This window comes from Ramlibacter sp. AN1133 (assembly GCF_037890035.1).
Lineage (GTDB): Bacteria > Pseudomonadota > Gammaproteobacteria > Burkholderiales > Burkholderiaceae_C > Ramlibacter.
On the sequence record NZ_JBBKTQ010000017.1, the window covers coordinates 86,151 to 109,258 of the forward strand.

The following is a 23,108-nucleotide window of genomic DNA, read 5'->3' on the forward strand; positions in this document are numbered from 1 at the left end:
GCGCACAATCGCGCCATGCAGTCCCATTTCATCGCCAATGCGCCCGTGCGTTCCTCCTCCGAGCGCACCCTGCCGGTCATCGACCCCTCCGACGGCCAGACTTTCGACACCATCCAGCGCGGCACGGCCGAAGACATCGCCGCGGCGGTGAAGGCCGCGCGCCAGTGCTTCGAAGGCCCCTGGAGCAAGCTCAGTGCCGCGGAGCGCGGCCGCCTGCTGATGCGCCTGTCGCTCAAGGTCTCGGAGCGGGTGGACGAACTGGCCGCCCTCGAGCAGCGCGATTGCGGCAAGCCGACCAAGCAGGCCCGCGCCGACGCGGTGGCGCTGGCGCGCTACTTCGAGTTCTACGCCGGCGCCTGCGACAAGCTGCACGGCGAGACCCTGCCCTACCAGGAAGGCTACACGGTGCTGACGTGGCGCGAGCCGCACGGCGTGACCGGCCACGTGATCCCCTGGAACTACCCGATGCAGATCTTCGGCCGCAGCGTCGGCGGCGCGCTCGCGGCGGGCAACTGCTGCGTGGTCAAGCCCTCCGAGGACGCCTGCCTGTCGCTGCTGCGCGTGGCACAGCTCGCCGCGGAAGTGGGCTTCCCGCCCGGCGCGATCAACATCGTCACGGGCTACGGCCATGAAGTGGGAGATGCGCTGGCGCGCCACCCCGGCGTGGACCACATCAGCTTCACCGGCAGTCCCAGCGTGGGCACGATCATCCAGCAGGTAGCGGCCGAGCGGCATTGCCCGGTGACGCTGGAGCTCGGGGGCAAGAGCCCGCAGATCGTGTTCGCCGATGCGGACCTCGACGCGGCCCTGCCCGTGGTGATCAACGCGATCGTGCAGAACGCCGGCCAGACCTGCTCCGCCGGCTCGCGCCTGCTGGTCGAACAGAGCCTCTACGAGCCGCTGCTGGAGCGCCTGGGCGAGGCCTTCACGAAGCTGCGCGTCGGCCCCGCGGCCATGGACCTCGACGTGGGGCCCCTGATCCGCGCCACCCAGCAGCAGCGCGTGTGGGACTTCCTGTCCGACGCGCAGCACGCCGGCATCCCGATGGTGGCGCAGGGGACGGTGGTCGACGAGGCGCCCGAGTCCGGCTTCTACCAGGCCCCCACGCTGCTGCGCGACGTGCCGGTGACGCACCGGCTGGCGCAGGAGGAAGTGTTCGGCCCGGTGCTCGCGGCCATGAGCTTCCGCGACGAGGACCATGCGGTGGAACTCGCCAATGCCACGCACTTCGGGCTGGTGGCCGGCGTCTGGACGCGCGACGGCGCGCGCCAGCTGCGCATGGCGCGCCGCGTGAAGAGCGGCCAGGTGTTCATCAACAACTACGGCGCCGGCGGCGGCGTGGAACTGCCCTTCGGCGGCGTGAAGTCCTCCGGCTACGGGCGCGAGAAGGGCTTCGAGGCGCTGTACGGGTTCACCACCTTGAAGACGGTGGCCATCAAGCACGGCTGAAGCCCTGTGGCGGGAAGCGCACGCTCGCAAGAGAGAAGCGCACGGATGTGACCGACTTCACCGGGATCGTGAAGGCGCGCTCCTAGAATCGTTTCCAACGGTTTATTTGGAGTCAAGATGCACGGTCGTCGTATCCGCGCCGCTTTCGCGGTGTCCTTGTTCGTCCTGGCCTCCCTCGCGGGCACGGCCCAGGCGCAGGCGCCCTCGCGCAACCTCGCGCCCGGCTTCACCACCCGCGCCATCAGTTCCAGGCTGGTGATCGTCCCGGCGGACATGGAGCTGTTCTCGATGAGCGGCGGCGGCGTGCTCGAACCCCGCGCCGACTGGACGGACGCCGCGCAGAAGTACTTCCGCGCGGCCCTGACGGCGCGCACCGAAATCGTCGGCCGCAACACCCAGGAACTCAAGGAAGCCGAGCTCGACGAACTCGGGCAGCTCAATGCGCTGCACGGCACCGTGGCCGAGGCGGTGTTCGCGCACCACATGATGAAGATGCCGCCCCTGCCCACCAAGAACGATGCCCTGGACTGGACGCTCGGCGAGGCCGTGAAGCCGCTGCACGATCGCACCGGCGCCGACTACGCCCTCTTCTTCTGGGTGCGCGACAGCTACGCCAGCGCCGAACGCAAGGCCGCGATGGTGGCGACCATGATCGTCGGCGCGGCATTCGGCATGGCCATCGTCCCCGCCGGCGGCCAGCAGATCGGCTATGCCTCGCTGGTGGACCTGAAGACCGGCCGCATCGTGTGGTTCAACAACCTCGCGCGGGCCTCCGGCGACCTGCGCGAACCCAAGGCGGCGGAAGAGACCGTCGACGCGCTGCTCAAGACCTTCCCGGCCCTCCGATGAGCGCCGCCGACCTGGCGGGTCGGCGCGCCTTCCTGCGCTCCGCCTGCCGGCATTGCGCCGGGTTCGGTGCGCTGGGACTCGCCCCCGCGGCGTTCGCGCAGGCGCCGCCGGAGTGGAAGTCGCCCCCGCGCTTCGCCCGGCCGGCGCTCGACACCGACGAAGGCGGCCTCTGGTCGATGATGGACCGCGAGGAGACCCGCCTGCGGCGCAGCCCGCTGGTCGTGCGCGATCCCGTGCTCACCGCGTACCTGCGCGATGTGGTGTGCCGCCTGGGCGGCGAACACTGCGAGGACGTGCGCGTGTACGTCGTGCGCACGGCGCAATTCAATGCCTCGATGGCACCGAACGGCTCGATGCAGGTCTGGTCCGGGCTGCTGCTGCGGGTGGACAACGAGGCGCAGCTGGCCGCGGTGCTGGGCCACGAGCTGGGGCACTACCTCGAGCGGCACACGGCGGAGCGCCTGCGCGACCTGAAGAACAAGGCCGCGGCCGTGACGGCGCTGGCGCTGTTCGGCCTGCCCGGCGCGCTGGCCGCCCTGGGCGTCGCGGCCAGTGCCATGGGCTTTTCGCGCGACCAGGAAACGCGCGCCGACGAGGTCGGCATGCGCCTGCTGCGCAATGCCGGTTACGACGGCCGGCAGGCTGCGCAGATCTGGGACGACCTGCTGGCGGAGCTGAAGGTCCGCGGCGGCGAGGACGTCGGCACGCGCAGCGTCATGTTCGCCTCGCACCCGCCCGCCGGCGATCGCCGCGACGCGTTGCTGAAGATCGCCGGCGACGGCGGCGGCAAGCTGGGCGCCGAGGAACTCGATCGCGTGATGGCGCCGCATCGGCTGGACTGGCTGCAGGAGGAGCTGCGCCGCGGCCAGTTCGAGGAGAGCCTCGAGCTGTTCAACCGCAAGCTGAAGCTGCGCCCGGCGGACCCCGAGTTCCTCTATGCGCGCGGCGAGGCGCTGCGCCAGCGCGGCCAGGACGAGGATGTCGCCCCGGCGCTGGCCGACCTGCAGCAGGGCGCCGGACTCGCGAAGGCGCCGCCCGAACTGTTCCGTTCCCTGGGCCTGCTGCAACGCAGGCGGCAGGATGCCGCCGCCGCCAATGCGGCGTTCGAGAAGTACCTGACCCTGGCACCGGAGGCCGGCGATGCCGGCCTCATCAAGTCTTACCTTACGGAAGTGAAATGACCATGAAGAAGTTTCTTGCCATCCTGCTGGTCGCGCTCGTGGCCGGCTGTGCGGCGCCCATCGTCAAGGTCGAAGGCGACCAGGTCGTGCGCGACAAGCTGGCGGTCAAGCTGCCCGAGGCCTGGAACAGGCTCAGCTATCCGGGCCAGCCCTACGAGGTCTGGACGCAGGAGGGCGCGTCCCTCGACCAGCTGCGCCTGTGGGCCGGCGTCCAGGCGGGCAAGCCGATCATGGTGCTGCCGCCGGCACCGTCGGGGCAGAAGGCGGCGCGCGCACCGACCTTCACGGGGAAGATGACGCCCGACCAGCTGGTAAGCCTGTTCGAGATCATGTACGCCGCCGACGGCTCGCAGGTGAAGATCACGCGGATCGAGCCGGGCACCTTCGCCGGCGCCCAGGGGGTGCGTTTCGAGTTCCTGGTGATCGCGAAGAAGACCGACCTGCAGGTGCGCGGCCTGGGCTGGGCCGCCGAGCGCAACGGGGAGCTCTATGCGGCCACGTACCACGCGCCGGACCTCGCCTTCTTCAAGCGCCTGGCGCCGAAGGCGGAGGCGGTCGTGAAGACGGCGATGTTCAAGTAGCCGCCGGGGCAGGCGCTAGGAGCGCGCCGCCGCCGTGCGCACCCGCGCCGACTTCACCACCGCTTCGGCCATCGGCAGCAGCCGCTCGTAGAACGACAGCTTCGGCGCGACGAAGCTGGCGGCGTACAGCTCCTCGCCCCACACCGGGTCGGGCCGCACGGCCACCCAGGCCACCCCGCGCAGGTCCAGGTCGTCGGAGCGGCGCGCCAGCGTGAACTCGAAGCGCACGCCCTTCTGGCCCGCGAACAGCGTCGGTTCCACCTTCGTGATGTTCACCGTGCCCGAGGTGGCGTACACCTCCTCGAACAGCCGCACCAGCTTCTCCGGCGTGAGGCCGGTGCGGAAGGTCGGCACGCGCGGATCCTTCGCGTCGGCGGCGCGGGAGTACGTCGCCCATTTCGTCAGCAGCGGCTGCCCGGGACGCACGCCGCTCCACAGGCGCAGGTGGTCCAGCGGGATGCCTTGCTGCGTCCAGCTCTCGTAGGGCGGCTGCTCCGAGCGGTCGACCACCCGGTTCCAGGCGCCCGGCACGTTGACGACCAGGCGCTCGCCCACGACCTGCTCGCCTTCCACCTTGGCCATCGAGGTGCAGGCCGCGAGCAGCACGGCCGCCAGCAGCATCGACAGGCGCTTCATGGCCTGAGCTCCGTGAGGTACGAGCGCACCATCGCCGCGTCGCCGGCCTGCGGCGCCTGCGCGAGATAGCTCTGGAAGGCCTGGGCCGCGGCCACGGGTTCGTTGCGCTGCTTGTGCACCAGGCCCAGCGAGCGGAAGGCCTCGGCCGGCGGCTTCGGCAGGCGGCTGGCGCGGTCCAGGTCGGCCAGTGCGCGTTCGGTGTCGCCGCCGTCCTCCCGCAGGCGGTAGACCTCGCCGCGCGCGTACAGGGCCTCCGCGTCCTGCGGATCGCGCGCCAGCATGCGATCGAACAGAACCAGGCTTTCCTCGTACTGCCCGCGCTTGATCTCGTCCTGCAGCCAGCCCAGGCGCAGCGGCGCGATCGCCTGGCGGTAGCGCGCCTCGCCCTTGTCGCCGCCGTCGCTGCCGGCCAGGGCCAGGAGCTCGTCGCGCCGTCCCGCGCTGGTCGGGTGGGTGTCGAACATGTCGCCGCTCTTGCCGGCGTCCTTGCCGCCGGTGACCTTGAGTTCCTGCAGCAGGTTGTCCCAGACGTTCGCCGCTTCGCGCCCGTCGTAGCCCGCGTGCTTCATCAGGCGCACGCCGATGCGGTCGGCGCGGCTCTCGTGGTCGCGCGAGAAGGCGAACATGCTGGCCGACAGGCCGATCTGCCCCAGGAAGGTCCCGACGCCGCCGACCAGGCCGACCAGCGTGCTGAGCACCGCGTGCTCCTTCTGCGCCCGCAGCTGTTCCACGGTGTGGCGCTCCATGTAGTGACCGAGCTCGTGGCCCAGCACGGCGGCCAGCTGCGCCTCGTTCTCGGCGCGCAGCATCAGGCCGCTCCACACGACCATCATGCCGTTGGGGGCCATCCAGGCATTGAAGTGCGGCACCCGCACCGGGTACACGCGCACGTCGGGGCAGAAGTCGCCCGCCAGCTTGCACACCAGGTCCTGCACGTACTGCCGGAAGGCCTTGTCGTGGATCGTGACGGGGCTGCGCCGCACGCGCTGCTCCTCGCGGTCCATCAGGCCCCACAGGCCGCCTTCGTCGGTGTCGGCCGCCGGCCGGCCGAAGCGCTGCGGCACCTTCACCAGGGAGAGGTCCGCCGCCAGGGCGGACAGGCCGCCGAACGCGCCCAGGCCGACGCAATGGCGGCAGGCGGAACGCAGGAATGCGCGTCGATCGTTCATGTTCATTTCAGCACCGGAAAGTCCTTGAGCAGGGCGTCGACCGTCTCCCTGGCGGGCTCGGGCTCGCGCAGGTCGCCGCGCATGCGGCTGATCTCGTTGAACCACACCACGCGGCCGGTGTTCAGGTCCACCAGCGAGGCGTGGCCCACCTGCTCGCCGCCCAGGCTGATCGCCCCGATCAGGGCCATGGCCAGCATGGCGGCCTTGCGCTCGCCGCTGGCATAGGTGTCGCGCACCCAGGTGAAGAGCGCGTAGTCGGCGCCGGTGCGCTCCTTCAGGGGCTTGACCGCATCGCCCAGCGACCAGTCGAGCTTGTCGCCCTTGGTCTGGAGCTTCATGTCGCCGTTGCGGTGGTGCATGGCGATGGCGCTGGCCACCGCCCGCTCCAGGCTGAGGACCTCCGCCAGTTCGTCGGCCGCGGCGGGCTCCATCCGGGCCACGTCGGGCCCGAGCAGCTTGCCCTGCGTGTCCAGGGCCTGCACGAAGTTCTTCTGGGCCGCCTCCGTCCAGTCGGCGCGCGGTTCGACCACGCCGCCGGCGCTGATCGAATACAGCTCCATGTCGGCGGGCACGACCACCAGCTTCGAGCCGGCGGCGCGCGTGGAAAAACCCGGGGCCAGGTGCCTGGACGCTTCGTCGGCCCAGGCCGCCCCCGCCAGCAGCAGCGTGGCCACCAGCAAGGGTCGGGTGATGTGGGAAAGCCAAGGGGGCATGTGGTACTCCTGCCTCTGGGACCGGGCGGGAACCCGAAAAAACCCGCACCGGAAAACGGCAACAGTGCGACTGTATGCAGCGCCGGCGCGAGGTCCAGTGCCCGCAGGCCGCCCGGCGCAAAACTGCCCAGCCTCGCCCAGTTTTCACGCGCCCGTGCCTTTTCGCCCACAAGGGTTTGCGAGCGGGGAAAAGGCAGGGGAAACCGGGGACTTGGTCGGGTATGCGGCCAGCCTCACAATGGGGGCATGGCTGAACGCGTGATCCCGCTGGTCGACCAGCGCCTGGCGGCGCTGCGCGCCGTGCTGCCCGCGCGGCCGGTCCCCGCCACCGGCCTGGTGGCGGATGCGCGCGGGCGCCCCCTGCGCGACCTGCGCATCAGCGTCACGGACCGCTGCAATTTCCGCTGCAGCTACTGCATGCCCAAGGAGGTGTTCGACAAGAACTACCAGTACCTGCCGCATGCGTCGCTGCTGAGCTTCGAGGAGATCACGCGCCTGGCCCGCCAGTTCCTCGCCCACGGCGTGCACAAGATCCGCCTCACCGGCGGCGAGCCGCTGCTGCGCAAGAACATCGAGATCCTGGTCGAACAGCTGGCCGGCCTGCGCACCGTGGACGGCACGCCGCCCGAACTGACGCTCACCACCAACGGCTCCCTGCTCGCGCGCAAGGCGCGCGCGCTCAAGGACGCCGGCCTGCAGCGCGTGACGGTCAGCCTCGACGGCCTGGACGACGCCGTGTTCCGCCGCATGAACGACGTCGACTTCCCCGTCGCCGAGGTGCTGGAAGGCATCGCCGCCGCGCGCGAGGCGGGCCTGGGGCCCGTGAAGGTCAACATGGTCGTCAAGCGCGGCACCAACGAGCACGAGATCCTGCCGATGGCGCGCCATTTCCGCGGCACCGGCATCGTGCTGCGCTTCATCGAGTACATGGACGTGGGCGCCACCAACGGCTGGCGCATGGACGAAGTGATGCCCTCGGCCGAAGTGCGCGCCCGGCTCGCCACCGAATTCCCGCTGGTGCCGCTCGACCCGAACGCGCCGGGCGAGACGGCCGAGCGCTGGGGCTACGCCGATGACGCCGGGGAAGTGGGCTTCATCAGCAGCGTCACGCAGGCCTTCTGCGGCGACTGCAACCGCGCCCGCCTGTCCACCGAGGGCAAGCTCTACCTGTGCCTGTTCGCCGGCAACGGCTACGACCTGCGCTCGCTGCTGCGCGGCAACGCGACCGACGAGGAACTGGCCTCCGCCATCGGCCACATCTGGCAGGGCCGCGACGACCGCTATTCCGAGCTGCGCGGCACCATGGCCGCCGACGAGGGCAGCGGCCGGCGCCGGGTCGAAATGAGCTACATCGGCGGATAGTTACCCGGGCTCCCACCCGCGCCCGGCGGGTAACATCGCCGCCATGATCGAGAAGAACGCCATCACCGGCCTGGTCCTCGCGGGCGGCCGCGGCACGCGCATGGGCGGGGTCGACAAGGGCCTGCAGAACTTCCGCGGCATGCCGCTCGCGCTGCACACGATGCTGCGCCTGGCGCCGCAGGTGGGCGAGGTGATGATCAACGCCAACCGCAACCTCTCGGCGTACGAATCCTTCGGCGTGCCGGTCTGGCCCGACGGCATCGGCGACTACGCCGGCCCGCTGGCGGGCTTCCTCACCGGGCTGGAGCGCTGCGAGACCGAGTACCTGGTGACGGTGCCCTGCGACACACCGCTGTTCCCGCAGGACTTCGTCGCCCGCCTGGCCGAAGCGCTGGAACGCGAGGACGCCGAGATCGCCATGGCGGCGGCAGGGGAAGAGGACGGGACGGTGCGCACGCAGCCCGTGTTCTCGCTGATGCGCCACGAGCTGATGGAAGACCTGGTGCGCTTCACGCAGGGCGGCGGCCGCAAGATCGACGCCTGGACCGGCCAGCACAAGACCGTGGTGGTGCCCTTCGACCGGCCGGGCGACGACCCGTCGGCCTTCTTCAACGCCAACACGCTGGCCGAGCTGCACCGGCTCGAGCAATCGCCGTGAGCTTGTCGATCGAGCAGATCGCGGCGCAGCTGCAAGGCTACGACCCGCAGGCGCTGAGCGCCGACGCCGTCGGCGAATTCCTCGCGCGGCTGGTGACGCCGGTGGCGCAGACCGAGAGCGTGGGCGTGTTCGAAGCCCTCGGCCGCGTGCTGGCGCGCGACCTCGTCTCGCCCATCAGCGTGCCGCCGCACGACAACTCCGCGATGGACGGGTTCGCCTTCGCCGGCGCGCAACTGGGTGCCGCGCCGCTGCAGCTGCAGGTCGCGGGCACGGCGCTGGCCGGCAAGGCCTGGCAGGGACAGGCCGGCCCCGGCCAGTGCGTGAAGATCATGACCGGCGCGATCATGCCGGCGGGCCTCGACACCGTCGTGCCGCAGGAGTTCACGAAGACGCTGCCCGACGGCCGCATCGAGGTGCCCGCGGGCCTGCTGCAGCCGGGCGACAACCGCCGACACAAGGGCGAGGACCTGATGGAAGGCCGCCCCGCGCTGGCCGCGGGCGAGCGCCTGGGGCCGGCGGCCTGCGGCCTGGTCGCCAGCCTCGGCATCGCCCGCGTGGAAGTGTTCCGGCGCTTGCGCGTGGCGTACTTTTCCACGGGCGACGAGATCCTGAGCCTGGGCGAGCCCCCGCGCGAAGGCGCGGTGTACGACAGCAACCGCTACACGGTGCACGGGCTGCTCACGCGCCTGGGCTGCGAGGTGATCGACCTCGGGGTCGTCCGTGACGAGCCGGCGCTGCTGGAGCAGGCCTTCCGCGAAGCCGCGGCGCGCGCGGACGCCATCATCACCAGCGGCGGCGTGAGCGTCGGCGAGGCCGACTTCACCAAGGCCATGATGAAGAAGCTGGGCGACGTCGCGTTCTGGAAGATCGCGATGCGCCCCGGGCGGCCGATGGCCGTCGGCCGGATCGCGGACGCGGCGCTGTTCGGTCTGCCGGGCAATCCGGTGGCCGTGATGGTGACGTTCCTGGCTTTCGTCCGCCCTGCCCTGCTGCGCATGATGGGCGCGCGCGCCACGGCCCCCGTCTACCTGAAGGCCCGCAGCGCCGAGGCAATGCGCAAGAAGCCGGGGCGCACCGAGTACCAGCGCGGCATCGTCACGCGCGCTGGCGACGGCGCGCTGCAGGTGCGCACGACCGGCAACCAGGGCTCGGGCGTGCTCAGCTCGATGGTGCAGGCCAACGGGCTGATCGTCCTGCACCACGCCCAGGGCAACGTCGCGGCCGGCGACCCGGTCGACGTGATGATGTTCGAGGGCACCATCTAGGGGCGCGTGGCCACCGCCCAGGAGTCGGCGCCGCACACGCTCCTAGGGTTTGTCCCGCCTCGAAAGGCACCATCTACCTCGTTCGGGGGATGGCCTCGGCCCATGGTTCCGAGTAATGTAACGACCTGTGTCGTCGGAAACCATGTTTAAGAAACTCCTCTGGGGCGCGCTGGCCCTCCTTGCCCTTTGCGGCGCCGCTTTCGCCGGCTTCGGCAGCGGCGCACCCGCGCAGGAAGTCGCGCGGGAGTCCCTCGACCTCCTGAAGGCCATGGGCCACCGGAGTTCGACCGCCCACACCTATGTCGGGACCTGCGTCACGGCGATCGCCCATGCCAAGCGCTACGAGGTCCGCAAGGACGCACCCAACGCCTCCATCCGCGCCGTCTGGGTGCAGGCAGCGGGCCACTGCCGCGGCATGGCCAACACCGTGTGCGACCTCTCGGCGCTCCAGGCGCCGCGCGAAGCCTGCAACCGGATCCGGGCCTTCGAGCCCGACGTGCACTGAGCAACCGGCGAAGCGCAGCGCCCTGAGCGCTAGGCGAAGCGCACGGCCGCGATCGGCGGCAGGTCGCGCGACAGGCACTGCCAGCGCGCACCGCCGTCCTCGCTGACCCACAGCCCGCCCGTCGTCGAGCCCATCGCCAGCGTCTCGCCGTCGTCGGCGCAGGCCAGTGCGTGGCGGTAGACGAGGTGATAGGCGTCGCTTGCCGGCAGCCCCTCGCCGTGCGTGCGGAAGCTGGCGCCGCCGTCTCGCGTCTCGTTGACCACCATGCGTCCTTGCGCCGGCATGCGCTGCTGGTCGGAATGCGCGGGCACGAACCAGGCGCGCTGCGGATCGCGCGGATGCGCCGCCACCACGAACCCGAACGCGCTGGGCGCCGGCGTGCCCAGCGATCGCCAGCTGCGCCCGCCGTCGGCGCTGCGGTAGATGCCGCCGTGATGCTGCGCCCACAGCACGTCCGGCTGCGCGGGGCAGGCGGCGATGCGGTGCACGTCCTGGATGTTGCCGTCGAAGCGCCGCTCCGGCGGCATGTAGGCCCCGGCGTCGAAGCCCTCCGAGGTGTTCGCCCAGCTCGCACCCGCGTCGCGGGTCTGCCAGACCCCGCCGCACGACACCGCCAGCGTCAGGTGGGCGGGATCGCGCGGATCCACCACGATCGAATGGATGCCCGCGTGGTCGTAGCCGCCGCCGAACCACTCGCGCCGCTCCGGCCGCGTCCACAGGCTTTCGACGAGCTGCCAGCTCTCCCCGTGGTCCTGCGAGACGAACAGGCCGGCCGGCAGCGCACCGGCCCAGAGCCGCCCGCCACCCGCTTCGAGGCTCCAGACCATGTCCACCGTCCAGGGCGTCGTGTCGTCCTTCAGCGGTCCCTCCGTGGGCTTGGGCGGGAAGGCGGGCGCCGTGACGTCCTGCCAGCTCTCCCCGCGGTCCGTGCTGCGCTTGAGCTTCACGCCGAAGTGGCCGAGGCGCAGCGCGGCATACCAGTTGCCGTCGCCGCGGTCGACCACGACCTGCGTCACCGGTTCGCCCGGGAACTGCGGCGGCCCTATGCGCCAGCCGGCGCCGCGGCGCACGGTGAAGAGGCCCTTGCGGGTCGCGACCTGGATGTCCTGCATGTCAGCCTCCGGTGAGCGCCTGGATCACCATCACGCGGTCCTCGGCGGCAACCGCGCGCGCCAGGGCCGTGTCGCGCGGCAGCATGTCGCCGTTGAGGAAGACGGCCACGTGCTTGCGCACGGCGCCCTGCTCGTCGAGCACGTAGCCCTGGAGCGCCGGCGCGGCGCGGAACGCCGCCTCGAGCGCCGCGCCGAGCGTGTCGGCCCGCACCTGCTGCTTCGGGCAGGCGACGTGGCGGGTGAGCGCGGGAGCGAATTCGACGGTGGGCATGGCGAAGGCAGCCATTGCACATCGGCGTCATGGGGGCGTCAATACCGGGTACGAAGGCGGACAGCCGGACGCAGAGGACGCGAAGGGTACGCAGAGGACGCAAAAGGACATCCACTTGATGAATGTCCCTTTTTCTCTTTTGCGTCCTCTGCGTACCCTTTGCGCCTTCTGCGTCCGGCCGTCTGGTCTTCTCGCTACTTCGCGACCAGGTCCGGATGCACATGCCCGTGCGCGCGGTCCTTCGCCTCGCGCTTGTTCGCGCCCGGCACTTCGGCGCGGGCGAACAGGGTGTACATGGTCGGCACGACGAACACCGTCAACAGCGTGCCGAGCGACATGCCGCCCACGATCACCCAGCCGATCTGCGTGCGGCTCTCGGCGCCGGCCCCGTGCGCGAAGGCCAGCGGCACCGCGCCCAGCACCATCGCGCCGGTGGTCATCAGGATCGGGCGCAGGCGCTGCGAGGCGGCCTTCACCAGCGCGTCGACCATCTCCATGCCCTGCTCGCGTAACTGGTTGGCGAACTCCACGATCAGGATGCCGTGCTTGGTGATCAGGCCCACCAGCGTGATCAGGCCGATCTGCGAATACACGTTGAGCGACCCGCCGCTCCACTTGAGCGCCAGCAGCGCGCCGATCATCGACAGCGGCACCGACAGCATGATCACCAGCGGATCGACGAAGCTCTCGAACTGCGCCGACAGCACCAGGAAGATGAACAGCAGCGCCAGCACGAACACGATGGCCAGGGCGCCCTGCGAATTGCGGAACTCGCGCGAGGTGCCGTTGAGCTCCGTGGTGTAGCCGGGCTTGAGCACCCGCGAGGCGGTGTCATCCATGAACTTGAGCGCCTGCCCCAGCGAATAGTCCGCCGACAGGTTGCCGGTGATCGCCGCCGCGCGCCGCTGGCCGAAGTGGTTCAGCTCGCGCGGGCTCACGCTCTCGTGCGTCTTCACCAGGGTCGACAGCGGGATCATGGTGTCGTTGCGCCCGCGCACGTAGATCGTGTCGATCGCCTCCGGCGTGGTGCGCCCGCTCGCCTGCGTCTGCACGATCACGTCGTACTGCTCGGCGTCGCGCTTGTAGCGCGTGACCTGCCGGCCACCCAGCATGGTCTCGAGGGCGCGCGCCACCACTTCCACGCTCACGCCGAGGTCGGCGGCCTTGGCGCGATCCACTTCGATGCGCAGCTCCGGCTTGTTCAGGCGCAGGTCGACATCCACGCCCTGGATGCCCGGATTCTTCGCGATCTCGTCGAGCATCTGGCGCACCACGCGGTTCAGGTTCTCGTAGCTGTCGGACGTCTGGATCACGAAGTTCAGCGGCCGCTCGCGGAAGCCCTGCCCCAGCGACGGCGGCGTGATCGCGAAGGCGTTCACGCCCGGCAGCGAGTTGAACTTGGGGCCCAGCTCGCGCGCGATCTCCAGCGTGGTGCGCTTGCGCTCGTCCCAGTCGATGGTGCGGTAGACGACGCTGCCCTGCGACACGGTGGGGTTGCCCAGGCTGGCGAAGATGCGGTCGAATTCCGGATACTGCTGGCCCATGCGCTCCAGCGCGCGCGCATAGCGGTCGGTGAATTCGAGCGTGGAACCGTCGGGCGCGTTGATGCTCGCCAGGATGGTGCCGCGGTCCTCCAGCGGCGACAGCTCCGACTTCATCGACGGCCAGACCAGCGCGATCAGCACGGCGCTGGTGAACATGACCACGATGACCAGCCAGCGCGCCTGCAGCAGCGCGCCCCGCAGGCCGCGCGGCGCGCCGGCCGCCGGCCGCCAGCGCGCCGTCACCACCCAGCGCAGCGCGCGCGCATAGCCGTTCTGCAGCGCCGTCAGCCAGCGCTCCATGTGCGCGTCGAACCAGGTGGGGTTCGGGTTGTGGCGCAGCAGCTTGGAGCACATCATCGGCGTGAGCGTCAGCGCCACGAAGCCCGAGACCAGCACCGAGCCGGCCAGGGCCAGCGCGAATTCGACGAACAGCCGGCCGGTGCGGCCGGGCGTGAAGGCCAGCGGCGCGTACACGGCCACCAGCGTCAGCGTCATCGTGATCACCGCGAAGCCGATCTCGCGCGCGCCCTTGATCGCCGCCGAGAACGGGTCCAGCCCCTCCTCGATGTGCCGGAAGATGTTCTCCAGCATGACGATGGCGTCGTCCACCACCAGGCCGATGGCCAGCACCAGCGCCAGCAGCGTCAGCGTGTTGATGGTGAAGCCGGCCAGCGCCATCATCGCGAAGGTGCCGATCAGCGACACCGGGATGGTGACGATCGGGATGATCGAGGCCCGGATGGTGCGCAGGAACACGAAGATCACCAGCGCCACCAGGCCGATGGCCTCGGCGATGGTGCGGTAGACGTTGCGCACCGAGCGGTCGATGAACAGCGAGTTGTCGTTCGCCACGTCGATGTTGATGTCCGGCGGCAGGTCGGCCTTCAGGCGCGGGATCATCTCGCGCACGCCCTGCGCCAGCGTCAGCGGGTTGGCCGTGGCCTGGCGGATCACGCCGGTGCCGATGGCCGTGCGGCCGTTCAGGCGCATGCCGCTGCGCTCGTCGGCCGGGGCCTCCTCCACGCGCGCCACGTCGCGCACCTTCACCGGGAAGCCGTTGACGTTGCGGATCACGATCTCGCCGAACTGGGCCGGGCGGAACAGGTCGGTCTGCGAGGTGACGCTGAACTCGCGCTGCTGCGACTCGATGCGGCCGGCCGGCAGCTCGAGGTTGCTGCGCCGGATCGCGTCCTCCACGTCCTGCGTGGTCACGCGGTAGCCGGCGAGCTTGTCCGGGTCGAGCCAGACGCGCATGGCGTACTTGCGCTCGCCGAAGATGCGCACGTCGGCCACGCCCGTGACCGTCTGCAGCCGCGGCTTGACGATGCGGTTGACGAGGTCGTTGATCTCCAGCGCGCTGCGGCTGTCGCTGGTGTAGGCCAGCCAGATCACCGGGAAGGCGTCGGCTTCGACCTTGGCGATCACCGGCTCGTCGACGGCCTGCGGCAGGCGGTTGCGCACGCGCGAGGTGCGGTCGCGCACCTCCGCGGCCGCCGCATCGGCGTCCTTCTCGAGCCGGAAGCGCACCGAGATCTGGCTCTGCTCCGGGCGGCTGATCGAGGTGATCACGTCCACCGCGTCGATGCCGGCGATCGAGTCCTCCAGCGGCTTGGTCACCTGCGACTCGATCACCTCGGCGGAGGCACCGGCGTACTTCACGCTCACCGTGACCACCGGCTCGTCGATCTTCGGATACTCGCGCACGGCCAGCCGGCCGAAGCTGACCAGGCCGACCAGCAGCACCAGCAGCGACAGCACGGTCGCGAAGACCGGGCGGCGGATCGCTATCTCGGGCAGTTGCATCGAAAGCTCCTGGCCTTCAACCCGCGACGGAGGCGCGCTTGGCCTCCGGTCGCGGCAGCGGCGCGGCCGGGCGGGCGGGCGCGGCGGGGGGATGCGGGCGGGCCGCGGGCTTCGCCGGCGTGGCCAGCGCGATGTTGCCGCAGGGATTGCCGGGCCGCGCAGGCACCATGTCGAAAGCGGGCGGGGCGCTGCGTGGGTCGGCCGCGCCGCCGGCGGCGGCGATCTGGGCCGCGCCGTTGCCGCCGCGGCCCGCGAGGTCGACGACGCGCACCGGCGTGCCGTCTTCCTTGATGCGCTGCTGGCCCGCGGTGACGACCATGTCGCCCGCATTCAGGCCCTCGGTGATCTCCACCTTGCCGGGCTGGCGGATGCCGACCTTGACCTCCACGCGCTGCGCCAGCCGCGTCCCGGCATCGGGGCCGGGCGCGAGCCGGTACACGTACTGGCGGCCGCCCTGCGGCACGATCGCCTCCTCGGGGATGATGCGGGCGTCGTCGCGCACGCCGAACACCGGCGTCACGCGGGCGAACATGCCGGGGCGCAGTTCGAGGGCGCGGTTGTCGATGCAGCCGCGCACCCCCACCGAGCGGCCGTTGGCGTCCAGCAGCGGGTCCACGGCGTGGATCAGCGCGCTGAAGCGGCGCCCCGGCAGCGCGTCGAAGTCGACCAGCGCGACCTGCCCCGGCCGCACCTTGGTCTGGTAGCGCTCCGGCAGGCGGAAGTCGACGTACATCGCGTCGAGGTCCTCGATGTTCACGATGTCCGCGCCGTCCTTCAGGTAGTCGCCCACGCTGATGTTGCGGATGCCCGCGATGCCGTCGAAGGGCGCGACGATCTTCAGGCGCGCCAGCGTGGCCCTGGCCAGCGCCAGCTTGGCTTCGGCCACCTGCAGGTTGGCCGCGCTTTCGTCCACCGCGCGCTGCGCGATGAACTTCTGTTCCACCAGTTCCTCGTTGCGCTTGTGGTTGGCGCGGGCGATGGAGAGTTCGGCCTCGGCCTGCTGCACCTGGGCGCGCGGCAGCTGGTCGTCGAGCTGCACCAGGACCTGGCCCCGGCGCACCCGGTCGGCGTCGCGGAAATTGAGCTGGGTGATGCGGCCCGACACTTCCGGCCGCAGGATCACGCTCTGGCGCGAGCGCAGGCTGCCCACCGCCTGCGCGTCGTCGCTGATGCGTTGCGTCTCCACGCGCGCGACTTCCACGGAAGGCGCCCGGCCCGCGCCGCTCGCGGCCGCCCGCGCGGGCGTCGCCGCGTCGCGCATGGTGGCTTCGCCGGTGGCGTCCTTGGCCCGGTGCGGCTGCTGGTACCACCAGGCGGCACCCGACGCCGCCGCGATCACGACCGCCGCGACCGCGGTATGGAGGGACTTCAATGCCATGTAAACTGATCCGTGGAAAATGCTGCTGCGCGCGAGCGCTGCCGCCCGCGGGCGGTCATCGCGCCAATGTAACAGCAGGTGTGCGGCTCAGCATCGGCACCACCCCTGAGACCCGTCTCGCCGGCGCTCCGTTCGGACGTTTTACCGCCGCTTTACAAAGCGCGCGACCCGCGGTCAGCGCTTCTGGACGCTCAGCACGCCGAGGTTCGCCAGCGCATCGGCGCGCTCGTTGCCCGGATGGCCGTTGTGGCCGCGCACCCAGCGCCAATCGACCTTGTGGCCGCTCTTGGTGACCAGTTCATCGAGGCGCTGCCACAGCTCCTGGTTCTTCACCGGCTGCTTGCTGGCGGTCTTCCAGCCCTTGGCCTTCCAGCCCGGAAGCCACTCGGTGATGCCTTTCAGCACGTACTGGCTGTCCAGGTAGAGCGTCACCGCGCACGGCCGCTTCAGCGCTTCGAGCGCCTGGATCACCGCCATCAGCTCCATCCGGTTGTTGGTGGTGCTGGGCTCGCCGCCGTACAGCTCCTTCTGGTTGTCCCCGGAGCGCAGGAGCACGCCCCAGCCGCCCGGCCCGGGGTTGCCCTTGCAGGCCCCGTCCGTGTAGATCTCGATCTGGTTCATTCGATGAGGGTCGGTTCCTGCCGCTCGCGCCGGCTGCGGTTGGCGACGGGCACCGGCGCCGTCGCCGGGCGCTTGGCGCGCTTCCACGCCGGGGAGATGAGCGTCACGCCGCGCACGCGCTTGACGGCGACGATGAAGTACACCGCGCCGAAGATCGGCCACGAGCGCTCCCCCACCGCGTCCAGCCAGGAAAAGCGCTCCAGCCATTTCTCGCTGGAGAACGCCGGGCGCCAGCAGCCGAAGCTGCTGGTCTCGACCTCGAAACTCAGGAGGCGCAGCCAGTCGCGCAGGCGCCAGTAGCCGATGAAGTCGCCCGCGTCGGGCAGGTACAGCTCGCCGAAGCCCAGGCGCCGGTAGACGTGCGCGCGCCGCTGGCGCAGGCCCCAGAGGCTGGCGGGATTGATGCAGCAGATCACGACCTTGCCCTCCGGCACCAGCACGCGCTCCACCTCGCGCAGGGTGGCGTGCGGATCGACGTTCAGTTCCAGCGAATGCGGCAGCACCACGAGGTCGAGGCTGTTCGCCTCGAACGGCAGCGCGCTGAAGCTGGTGACGATGTCCGGCTTCACCGGGGCCTTCACGGCCTGCGCTTCGCTGAGCGCCAGCCACTTGTGCGGCATGCGATTGGCCTGCAGCGCATCGAGCTCGGGCAGCCCGACCTGCAGCGCGTGGTAGCCGAAGATGTCCGCCACGGCGCGGTCGAACTCGGCCCGCTCCCACGCCAGCAGATACCTGCCGGGCGGGGTTTCGAACCACTCGTGCATTCCTATAATCGCGTCGCTCATGAACTTGATTCCGCTGCCCGCCTTCCAGGACAACTACCTGTGGCTGCTGCACGACGGACAGCGGGCGCTGGTCGTCGACCCGGGCGACGCCGACCCCGTGCGGGAATTCCTCACGGCGAGCGGCCTGCAACTGGAGGCGATTCTAGTCACGCATCACCACCCGGATCACATCGGCGGCCTCGACGCCCTGCGCGATGCCACCGGCGCGCGGGTGTTCGGCCCGGCGCGCGAGCGCATCCCGCAGCCGCTGCAGCGCCTCGCGCAAGGCGACCGCATCGAGGCGCTGGGGCTCGTGTTCGAGGTGCTCGATGTCCCCGGCCACACGGCCGGCCACATCGCGTACTTCTGTAAAGACATGGACGGCGCGCCGCTCCTGTTCTGCGGCGACACGCTCTTTTCCGGCGGCTGCGGGCGCCTGTTCGAAGGCACGCCGGCGCAGATGCTGGACTCCCTGGACAAGCTCGCGGCCCTGCCCGGGGCCACCCGCGTGTGTTGTACACACGAATACACCCTCTCAAACCTGAAATTTGCCACAGCGGTCGAGCCTGGAAACGCGCAGCTGGACCATTACCGGCAACAATGCGAGCAACGGCGCTCGCATGGCGAGCCCACGCTGCCTTCGACCATCGCGCTGGAGCGCAGCATCAATCCTTTCCTGCGCACCGGCATTCCGGCCGTCGCGCGGGCCGCCCACGATCACGACGGGGCGGACGAAGCAGACCAGGTCGCGGTGTTCGCGACCCTGCGCCAATGGAAGAACGGGTTCAGATGACGTACAAGCTGCTCGCCCTCACCGCCATGCTGGCTCTTGCCGGCTGCGCCACCACGAACGGACCGGCGCCAGTCGACACCCTCGACGCCGGCGCGGCGAAGAAGGAACAGCCCGCCCGAGTCGCCAAGGCGACCGAGGCCGCGCCGCCGCTGCCGGCGGTAATCCCCTCCGGGGACCTGTCGGCGCTCAAGGGCTCGGACCTGAGCTCGCTGCCCGTGGCCTCGCTCGAGCCGCCCCCGGAACTGTGGTCGCGCATCCGCGCCGGCTTCAAGATGCCGAACCTCGAAAGCGACCTCGTGCGGCAGCAGGAGCAGTGGTATTCGACCCGGCCGGACTACCTGCAGCGCATGACGGACCGCTCGCGCAAGTACCTGTTCCACATCGTCGAGGAACTCGAGCGCCGCAACATGCCCACCGAGCTGGCGCTGCTGCCCTTCATCGAGAGCGCCTTCAACCCGCAGGCCGTCTCCAGCGCGCGCGCCGCCGGCATGTGGCAGTTCATGCCCGCCACCGGCAAGAACTTCGACCTGAAGCAGAACGTGTTCCGCGACGACCGCCGCTCGGTGCTGGAGTCCACCCGCGCCGCGCTGGACTACCTGCAGAAGCTGCACGGCATGTTCGGCGACTGGCACCTGGCGCTGGCCGCGTACAACTGGGGCGAAGGCAACGTGAGCCGCGCCATCCAGCGCAACCAGCGTGCGGGCCTCGGCACCGCCTACACCGACCTGAAGATGCCGGACGAGACGCGCAACTACGTCCCGAAGCTGCAGGCGGTCAAGAACATCGTCGCCAGCCCGGAGCGGTTCAGCGCCGAACTGCCCCTGATCAACAACCACCCCTACTTCCAGACCGTCACGCTGCAGCGGGACATGGACGTCGAACTGGCCGCGCGCCTGGCCGACGTGAAACTGGAGGACTTCAAGGCGCTCAACCCGCAGCTCAATCGGCCGGTGATCCTCGCGGCCGGCACGCCGCAGATCCTGCTGCCCTGGGACAACGCCACCGTCTTCAAGCGCAACTTCGAAGCCCACAGCGAAGGCAAGTACGCCACCTGGACGGCCTGGACGGCGCCCGCGACGATGAGCGCCGCCGAAGCCTCGCGCCGCGTGGGCATGAACGAAGGCGACCTGCGCGCCGTCAACAGCATCCCGCCGCGCATGTTGATCAAGGCCGGCTCGGTGCTGATCGTGCCGCGCGGCAGCGCCAGCCAGAAGGACGTGGCCGTGCACGTGGCCGACAACGCGCAGCTGAGCCTCGCGCCCGAGATCGTCACCCGCCGCACGGTGGTGAAGGCCGGCCGGCGCGATTCCGTCGCCACCATGGCGCGCCGCTACAAGCTCAGCCCCGCGCAGGTCGCGGAGTGGAACCACATCGCTGCCTCGGCCGCCTTCAAGCCGGGCCAGCCGGTGGTGCTGCACCTGCCCGTGCGCGCGGTGGCGCGCGCCGCGGTGCGCGTTCCGGGCAAGGCCGTCGTGCGGACCTCCACCCGCGGCGCGCCCGTGAAGGCAAGCACGCGCGGGGCGGCCCATCGGCCGGCGGTGGCGAAGAAGAAGCGCCGCTGAGCCAGGTGCGACGCGGGTAAAGCGCCCGCGTCACGATGTAACCGCCCTGTCCTCTCGCAGGACGACTCCGACGGTTGTTGCCGCCGCGCTCTGATGCCGCGGCCGCCGCACCGCCGCGACAGTGTGGGGATTCCATCAACCAAGGGAGTCTCCACATGCAAAGCAAGTCGCTTCTTGCCGCGGCCTTCGCCGCCGCGCTCATGGGCTTCGGCGCCGCGGCGCAGGCGCAGTACAGCGCCGTCGTGTCCGTCGCCCCGCCACCGCCGCGCCACGAAGTCGTTCCCGCCGCGCGCGAAGGCTGGGTGTGGGCGCCCGGCCACTACGAGTGGCGCGGCAACGAATACGCCTGGATGGAGGGCCACTGGGTCCGCGACCGCGCGGGCTACGAGTACCGCGAGCCGCGCTGGGTGCAGCGCGCCGACGGCAGCTGGGTGCTGGTGGGCAACAGCTGGGAACGCCGCATGGTCGAACGCGAGAACCGGCAGTACGCGCGCAACCATCCGGAGGGCGACTTCGACCGCGACGGGATCGCGAACCGCTACGACCGCGACATCGACGGCGACGGCGTGCCGAACCGCCGTGATCGTCGCCCGTACAACCCGCGCCGCAGCTGAGGCTCGGTCCCCCGTCGAGAGGCCCCCAGGGGCCTCTTTTCGTTGGGGTCACACCTTTTGCTTAGGACGGCTCCCACGCACTTAACGGGACCTTGCCCCTTGGACGCGGGCGCCGGAGGGCGCAATGTGGAGTCATCGAAAGAAGGAGTTTTCGCATGCGCAACAAGACCTTGATGGGCGCCCTCGTGGCCGCTTCGCTGATGACCTTCGGTGCCGCCTCCCACGCGGCGCAGTCCCTGAGCCCCAGGGGCGACCTGGACCGCGACGGCATCCAGAACCGCTACGACAACGACCGCGACGGCGACGGCTTCGCCAACCGGAGCGACCCGAATCCGAACGTGTTCAACCAGACGCGCTGGGTGCGCGGCCACGACATGGACCATGACGGCATCGCGGACCGCAGCGACCGCGACCGCGACGGCGACGGCATCCCGAACGCGCGCGACCCGAACCCGAACGTGCCGAACGTACGGCACGTCGCCCGCATGGGCCCCAACGGCGACCTGGATCGCGACGGCATCCGCAACCGCAACGACCGCGATCGCGACGGCGACGGCATCCGCAACAACCGCGACCGTTTCCCGAACAACCCGCTGCGGTCCTAGAGCCTTTCGGTCTCGCCCTGACGCGGCTGCCACTTCATCAGCCGCCGCTCGATGCGCCCCACCAGCGCATCGAGCAGCAGGGCGAAGGCCGTGAGCACCACGATCCCGGCGAACACCGTGTTGACGTCGAACGTTCCCTCGGCCTGCAGGATCAGGTAGCCCACGCCGCGCGCCGAACCGAGGTATTCCCCCACCACCGCACCGACGAAGGCCAGCCCCACCGAGGTGTGCAGGCTGGAGAAGACCCAGCTCGTCGCGCTGGGCAGGTAGACCGTGCGCAGCAACTGCCTGCGGCTGGCCCCCAGCATGCGCGCGTTCGCCAGCACCACCGGGCTGACTTCCCGCACGCCCTGGTACACGTTGAAGAACACGATGAAGAACACCAGCGTGACCGCCAGCGCCACCTTGCTCCAGATGCCCAGCCCGAACCACATCGCGAAGATCGGCGCGAGGATCACGCGCGGCATCGAGTTCAGCGCCTTGATGTAGGGTTCGGAGATCGCACTGGCCGTCGGCGCCAGCGCCAGCCACAGGCCGACCGCGAGACCCAGCACCGTGCCGATCGCGAACGCGAGCACCGTCTCCAGCAGCGTGACGCCCAGGTGCACGTAGATGTCCGCCCGCCCCGCCAGCCCCTCCGGGAACAGCGCGTTCGCGCCCACGTCCACCGGCAGGAACCAGGACCAGACGCGGCCCGCGACCTTCACCGGCTCGCCGAGGAAGAACGCGGTCTGCTCGTTGCGCGAGATCGCGTGCCACAGCAGCAGCATCGCGACCAGCACGGCGACCTGCCAGGCGCGCAAGCTGCGCTCGCTCGTGCGCGGGCTCATGCCGGGCTCTTGAGCTGCTGCGCGTAGCCCTCGAGGACCTCCTCGCGCAGCACCGCCCAGATGCGGCCGTGCAGTTCCACGAAGCGCGGTTCGCCGCGCACGTCGGCCACGTCGCGCGGGCGCGGCAGGTCGATCGCGAATTCGCCGATCGGACGCGTCGCCGGTCCGGCGGACAGCACCACGACGCGGTCGCTCATGGCGATGGCCTCGTCGAGGTCGTGCGTGATGAACAGCACCGCCTTCTTCTTCGCCGCCCAGAGCGCCAGCACCTCGTTTTCCATCAGCTGGCGCGTCTGGATGTCGAGCGCGCTGAAGGGTTCGTCCATGAGGATGATGTCGGGGTCGAGTGCCAGCGTCTGCGCCAGCGCCGTGCGCTTGCGCATGCCGCCGGACAGCTGGTGCGGGTAGCGGTCGCCGAAGCCGGCCAGGCCCACGCGCGCGAGCCAGGCCTCGGCCTGCCGGCGCGCCTCGGCGTCCGCCAGGCCGCGGTACTGCAGGCCGACCATCACGTTGGCCAGCGCGCTGCGCCAGGGCATCAGCGCGTCGGACTGGAACATGTAGCCCGCGCGCCGGTTCAGGCCCGCCAGCGGCTCGCCGAACACGCGGACCTCGCCGCCGGAGGGCTCGAGCAGGCCGGCGGCGATGTTCAACAGCGTCGACTTGCCGCAGCCGGTGGGGCCGACCACCGAGACGAATTCACCGGGGGCAACCGCGAGGCTGGTGTGCGCCACCGCGGTGTAGCGCTGTCCCGGCGCCTCGCGCGAGCGGAAGGTGACCGTGATGTCGCGCAGCTCGAGGGCCGGGGCGGCCTGCGCGCTCACAGGAAACCTCCCCCAGGATCCG

General features: G+C 70.5%; 23 protein-coding genes. 12 read left to right on the plus strand and 11 right to left on the minus strand.

All coding sequences use genetic code 11. The features are described from left to right. Window positions 1-15: 15 nt before the first annotated feature. The 4 genes from WG923_RS21095 to WG923_RS21110 all read left to right on the plus strand — a co-directional run bounded on the left by WG923_RS21095 (window position 16) and on the right by WG923_RS21110 (window position 4,060). Window positions 16-1,449 carry an aldehyde dehydrogenase family protein gene (locus WG923_RS21095; RefSeq protein WP_340352964.1) on the plus strand — a complete coding sequence of 478 codons (1,434 nt, stop codon included), beginning with the start codon at window positions 16-18 and terminating at the stop codon, window positions 1,447-1,449. 117 nt (window positions 1,450-1,566) lie between these two features. Further along, a complete protein-coding gene (locus WG923_RS21100; RefSeq protein ID WP_340352965.1) occupies window positions 1,567-2,298 on the plus strand; it encodes a hypothetical protein in 732 nt (243 codons plus the stop codon). Further along, window positions 2,295-3,479: a M48 family metalloprotease gene (locus WG923_RS21105; RefSeq protein ID WP_340352966.1), complete on the plus strand. Its 1,185-nt coding sequence runs from the start codon at window positions 2,295-2,297 to the stop codon at window positions 3,477-3,479. Before WG923_RS21100 ends, WG923_RS21105 begins: the two co-directional genes overlap by 4 nt. A 2-nt stretch (window positions 3,480-3,481) precedes the next feature. Continuing rightward, window positions 3,482-4,060, plus strand: coding sequence for a hypothetical protein (locus tag WG923_RS21110; protein WP_340352967.1), 579 nt, complete (start codon window positions 3,482-3,484; stop codon window positions 4,058-4,060). Between the two features lie 15 nt (window positions 4,061-4,075). On the opposite strand, the gene WG923_RS21115 is transcribed toward WG923_RS21110, so the two are convergent. From WG923_RS21115 to WG923_RS21125, 3 genes are read right to left on the minus strand one after another with little or no spacing between them, the layout of a single operon-like run. Further along, a complete protein-coding gene (locus WG923_RS21115) occupies window positions 4,076-4,696 on the minus strand; it encodes a hypothetical protein (protein WP_340352968.1) in 621 nt (206 codons plus the stop codon). Next, complete coding sequence (locus WG923_RS21120) at window positions 4,693-5,865, minus strand: M48 family metalloprotease (RefSeq protein ID WP_340352969.1); 1,173 nt, start codon at window positions 5,863-5,865, stop codon at window positions 4,693-4,695. Before WG923_RS21120 ends, WG923_RS21115 begins: the two co-directional genes overlap by 4 nt. Before the next feature lie 2 nt (window positions 5,866-5,867). Further along, on the minus strand, window positions 5,868-6,578 hold the full coding sequence (locus tag WG923_RS21125; RefSeq protein WP_340352970.1) for a hypothetical protein: 711 nt from the start codon (window positions 6,576-6,578) through the stop codon (window positions 5,868-5,870). A gap of 246 nt (window positions 6,579-6,824) precedes the next feature. Between WG923_RS21125 and moaA the strand changes: the two genes are divergently transcribed. The 4 genes from moaA to WG923_RS21145 all read left to right on the plus strand — a co-directional run bounded on the left by moaA (window position 6,825) and on the right by WG923_RS21145 (window position 10,368). Beyond that, entirely contained in the window at window positions 6,825-7,940 is a 1,116-nt protein-coding gene (gene moaA / locus WG923_RS21130; protein ID WP_340352971.1) for a GTP 3',8-cyclase MoaA, read from the plus strand. A 43-nt stretch (window positions 7,941-7,983) separates the two neighbouring features. Further along, a complete protein-coding gene (gene mobA, locus WG923_RS21135; protein ID WP_340352972.1) occupies window positions 7,984-8,598 on the plus strand; it encodes a molybdenum cofactor guanylyltransferase MobA in 615 nt (204 codons plus the stop codon). After that, a complete protein-coding gene (moeA, locus tag WG923_RS21140; protein WP_340352973.1) occupies window positions 8,595-9,863 on the plus strand; it encodes a molybdopterin molybdotransferase MoeA in 1,269 nt (422 codons plus the stop codon). The genes mobA and moeA overlap by 4 nt, the downstream gene beginning before the upstream one ends. Before the next feature lie 142 nt (window positions 9,864-10,005). Beyond that, window positions 10,006-10,368: a hypothetical protein gene (locus WG923_RS21145; RefSeq protein ID WP_340352974.1), complete on the plus strand. Its 363-nt coding sequence runs from the start codon at window positions 10,006-10,008 to the stop codon at window positions 10,366-10,368. A 29-nt stretch (window positions 10,369-10,397) separates the two neighbouring features. Here the strand turns inward: WG923_RS21145 and WG923_RS21150 are convergent, their stop codons facing one another. From WG923_RS21150 to WG923_RS21175, 6 genes are all read right to left on the minus strand, one after another. Then, window positions 10,398-11,480: a WD40/YVTN/BNR-like repeat-containing protein gene (locus WG923_RS21150; RefSeq protein ID WP_340352975.1), complete on the minus strand. Its 1,083-nt coding sequence runs from the start codon at window positions 11,478-11,480 to the stop codon at window positions 10,398-10,400. A 1-nt stretch (window position 11,481) separates the two neighbouring features. Further along, window positions 11,482-11,766 (minus strand): MoaD/ThiS family protein, encoded by a 285-nt coding sequence (locus WG923_RS21155; protein ID WP_340352976.1) that lies wholly within the window; start codon window positions 11,764-11,766, stop codon window positions 11,482-11,484. A gap of 179 nt (window positions 11,767-11,945) precedes the next feature. Next, entirely contained in the window at window positions 11,946-15,098 is a 3,153-nt protein-coding gene (locus WG923_RS21160) for an efflux RND transporter permease subunit (RefSeq protein ID WP_340352977.1), read from the minus strand. A 16-nt stretch (window positions 15,099-15,114) separates the two neighbouring features. Further along, entirely contained in the window at window positions 15,115-16,476 is a 1,362-nt protein-coding gene (locus WG923_RS21165) for an efflux RND transporter periplasmic adaptor subunit (RefSeq protein ID WP_340352978.1), read from the minus strand. 174 nt (window positions 16,477-16,650) lie between these two features. After that, on the minus strand, window positions 16,651-17,097 hold the full coding sequence (rnhA, locus tag WG923_RS21170; RefSeq protein ID WP_340352979.1) for a ribonuclease HI: 447 nt from the start codon (window positions 17,095-17,097) through the stop codon (window positions 16,651-16,653). After that, window positions 17,094-17,882, minus strand: a complete 789-nt coding sequence (locus WG923_RS21175; protein WP_340352980.1) for a class I SAM-dependent methyltransferase — start codon at window positions 17,880-17,882, stop codon at window positions 17,094-17,096. Before WG923_RS21175 ends, rnhA begins: the two co-directional genes overlap by 4 nt. On the opposite strand from WG923_RS21175, the gene gloB reads away from it, so the two are divergent. The 4 genes from gloB to WG923_RS21195 all read left to right on the plus strand — a co-directional run bounded on the left by gloB (window position 17,881) and on the right by WG923_RS21195 (window position 21,435). After that, window positions 17,881-18,654, plus strand: a complete 774-nt coding sequence (gloB, locus tag WG923_RS21180) for a hydroxyacylglutathione hydrolase (protein WP_340352981.1) — start codon at window positions 17,881-17,883, stop codon at window positions 18,652-18,654. The genes WG923_RS21175 and gloB overlap by 2 nt on opposite strands. Then, window positions 18,651-20,216 (plus strand): transglycosylase SLT domain-containing protein, encoded by a 1,566-nt coding sequence (locus WG923_RS21185; RefSeq protein ID WP_340352982.1) that lies wholly within the window; start codon window positions 18,651-18,653, stop codon window positions 20,214-20,216. Before gloB ends, WG923_RS21185 begins: the two co-directional genes overlap by 4 nt. A gap of 155 nt (window positions 20,217-20,371) precedes the next feature. After that, window positions 20,372-20,830, plus strand: a complete 459-nt coding sequence (locus tag WG923_RS21190) for a thrombospondin type 3 repeat-containing protein (RefSeq protein ID WP_340352983.1) — start codon at window positions 20,372-20,374, stop codon at window positions 20,828-20,830. A gap of 155 nt (window positions 20,831-20,985) precedes the next feature. Next, window positions 20,986-21,435: a thrombospondin type 3 repeat-containing protein gene (locus tag WG923_RS21195; protein ID WP_340352984.1), complete on the plus strand. Its 450-nt coding sequence runs from the start codon at window positions 20,986-20,988 to the stop codon at window positions 21,433-21,435. On the opposite strand, the gene WG923_RS21200 is transcribed toward WG923_RS21195, so the two are convergent. Both WG923_RS21200 and WG923_RS21205 read right to left on the minus strand, forming a co-directional pair. Next, window positions 21,432-22,265, minus strand: coding sequence for an ABC transporter permease (locus tag WG923_RS21200; RefSeq protein ID WP_340352985.1), 834 nt, complete (start codon window positions 22,263-22,265; stop codon window positions 21,432-21,434). The two genes, WG923_RS21195 and WG923_RS21200, sit on opposite strands and share 4 nt — an antisense overlap. Beyond that, window positions 22,262-23,086, minus strand: coding sequence for an ABC transporter ATP-binding protein (locus WG923_RS21205; RefSeq protein WP_340352986.1), 825 nt, complete (start codon window positions 23,084-23,086; stop codon window positions 22,262-22,264). Before WG923_RS21205 ends, WG923_RS21200 begins: the two co-directional genes overlap by 4 nt. Window positions 23,087-23,108: the final 22 nt, after the last annotated feature.

Bases quoted from the DNA above. Each gene is read 5' to 3' on its own strand.
- WG923_RS21095 (WP_340352964.1), top strand. From the start codon at position 16: ATGCAGTCCCATTTCATCGCCAATGCGCCCGTGCGTTCCTCCTCCGAG.
- WG923_RS21100 (WP_340352965.1), top strand. From the start codon at position 1,567: ATGCACGGTCGTCGTATCCGCGCCGCTTTCGCGGTGTCCTTGTTCGTC.
- WG923_RS21105 (WP_340352966.1), top strand. From the start codon at position 2,295: ATGAGCGCCGCCGACCTGGCGGGTCGGCGCGCCTTCCTGCGCTCCGCC.
- WG923_RS21110 (WP_340352967.1), top strand. From the start codon at position 3,482: ATGAAGAAGTTTCTTGCCATCCTGCTGGTCGCGCTCGTGGCCGGCTGT.
- WG923_RS21115 (WP_340352968.1), bottom strand. From the start codon at position 4,696: ATGAAGCGCCTGTCGATGCTGCTGGCGGCCGTGCTGCTCGCGGCCTGC.
- WG923_RS21120 (WP_340352969.1), bottom strand. From the start codon at position 5,865: ATGAACGATCGACGCGCATTCCTGCGTTCCGCCTGCCGCCATTGCGTC.
- WG923_RS21125 (WP_340352970.1), bottom strand. From the start codon at position 6,578: ATGCCCCCTTGGCTTTCCCACATCACCCGACCCTTGCTGGTGGCCACG.
- moaA (WP_340352971.1), top strand. From the start codon at position 6,825: ATGGCTGAACGCGTGATCCCGCTGGTCGACCAGCGCCTGGCGGCGCTG.
- mobA (WP_340352972.1), top strand. From the start codon at position 7,984: ATGATCGAGAAGAACGCCATCACCGGCCTGGTCCTCGCGGGCGGCCGC.
- WG923_RS21145 (WP_340352974.1), top strand. From the start codon at position 10,006: ATGTTTAAGAAACTCCTCTGGGGCGCGCTGGCCCTCCTTGCCCTTTGC.
- WG923_RS21150 (WP_340352975.1), bottom strand. From the start codon at position 11,480: ATGCAGGACATCCAGGTCGCGACCCGCAAGGGCCTCTTCACCGTGCGC.
- WG923_RS21155 (WP_340352976.1), bottom strand. From the start codon at position 11,766: ATGGCTGCCTTCGCCATGCCCACCGTCGAATTCGCTCCCGCGCTCACC.
- WG923_RS21160 (WP_340352977.1), bottom strand. From the start codon at position 15,098: ATGCAACTGCCCGAGATAGCGATCCGCCGCCCGGTCTTCGCGACCGTG.
- WG923_RS21165 (WP_340352978.1), bottom strand. From the start codon at position 16,476: ATGGCATTGAAGTCCCTCCATACCGCGGTCGCGGCGGTCGTGATCGCG.
- rnhA (WP_340352979.1), bottom strand. From the start codon at position 17,097: ATGAACCAGATCGAGATCTACACGGACGGGGCCTGCAAGGGCAACCCC.
- gloB (WP_340352981.1), top strand. From the start codon at position 17,881: ATGAACTTGATTCCGCTGCCCGCCTTCCAGGACAACTACCTGTGGCTG.
- WG923_RS21175 (WP_340352980.1), bottom strand. From the start codon at position 17,882: ATGAGCGACGCGATTATAGGAATGCACGAGTGGTTCGAAACCCCGCCC.
- WG923_RS21185 (WP_340352982.1), top strand. From the start codon at position 18,651: ATGACGTACAAGCTGCTCGCCCTCACCGCCATGCTGGCTCTTGCCGGC.
- WG923_RS21190 (WP_340352983.1), top strand. From the start codon at position 20,372: ATGCAAAGCAAGTCGCTTCTTGCCGCGGCCTTCGCCGCCGCGCTCATG.
- WG923_RS21195 (WP_340352984.1), top strand. From the start codon at position 20,986: ATGCGCAACAAGACCTTGATGGGCGCCCTCGTGGCCGCTTCGCTGATG.
- WG923_RS21200 (WP_340352985.1), bottom strand. From the start codon at position 22,265: ATGAGCCCGCGCACGAGCGAGCGCAGCTTGCGCGCCTGGCAGGTCGCC.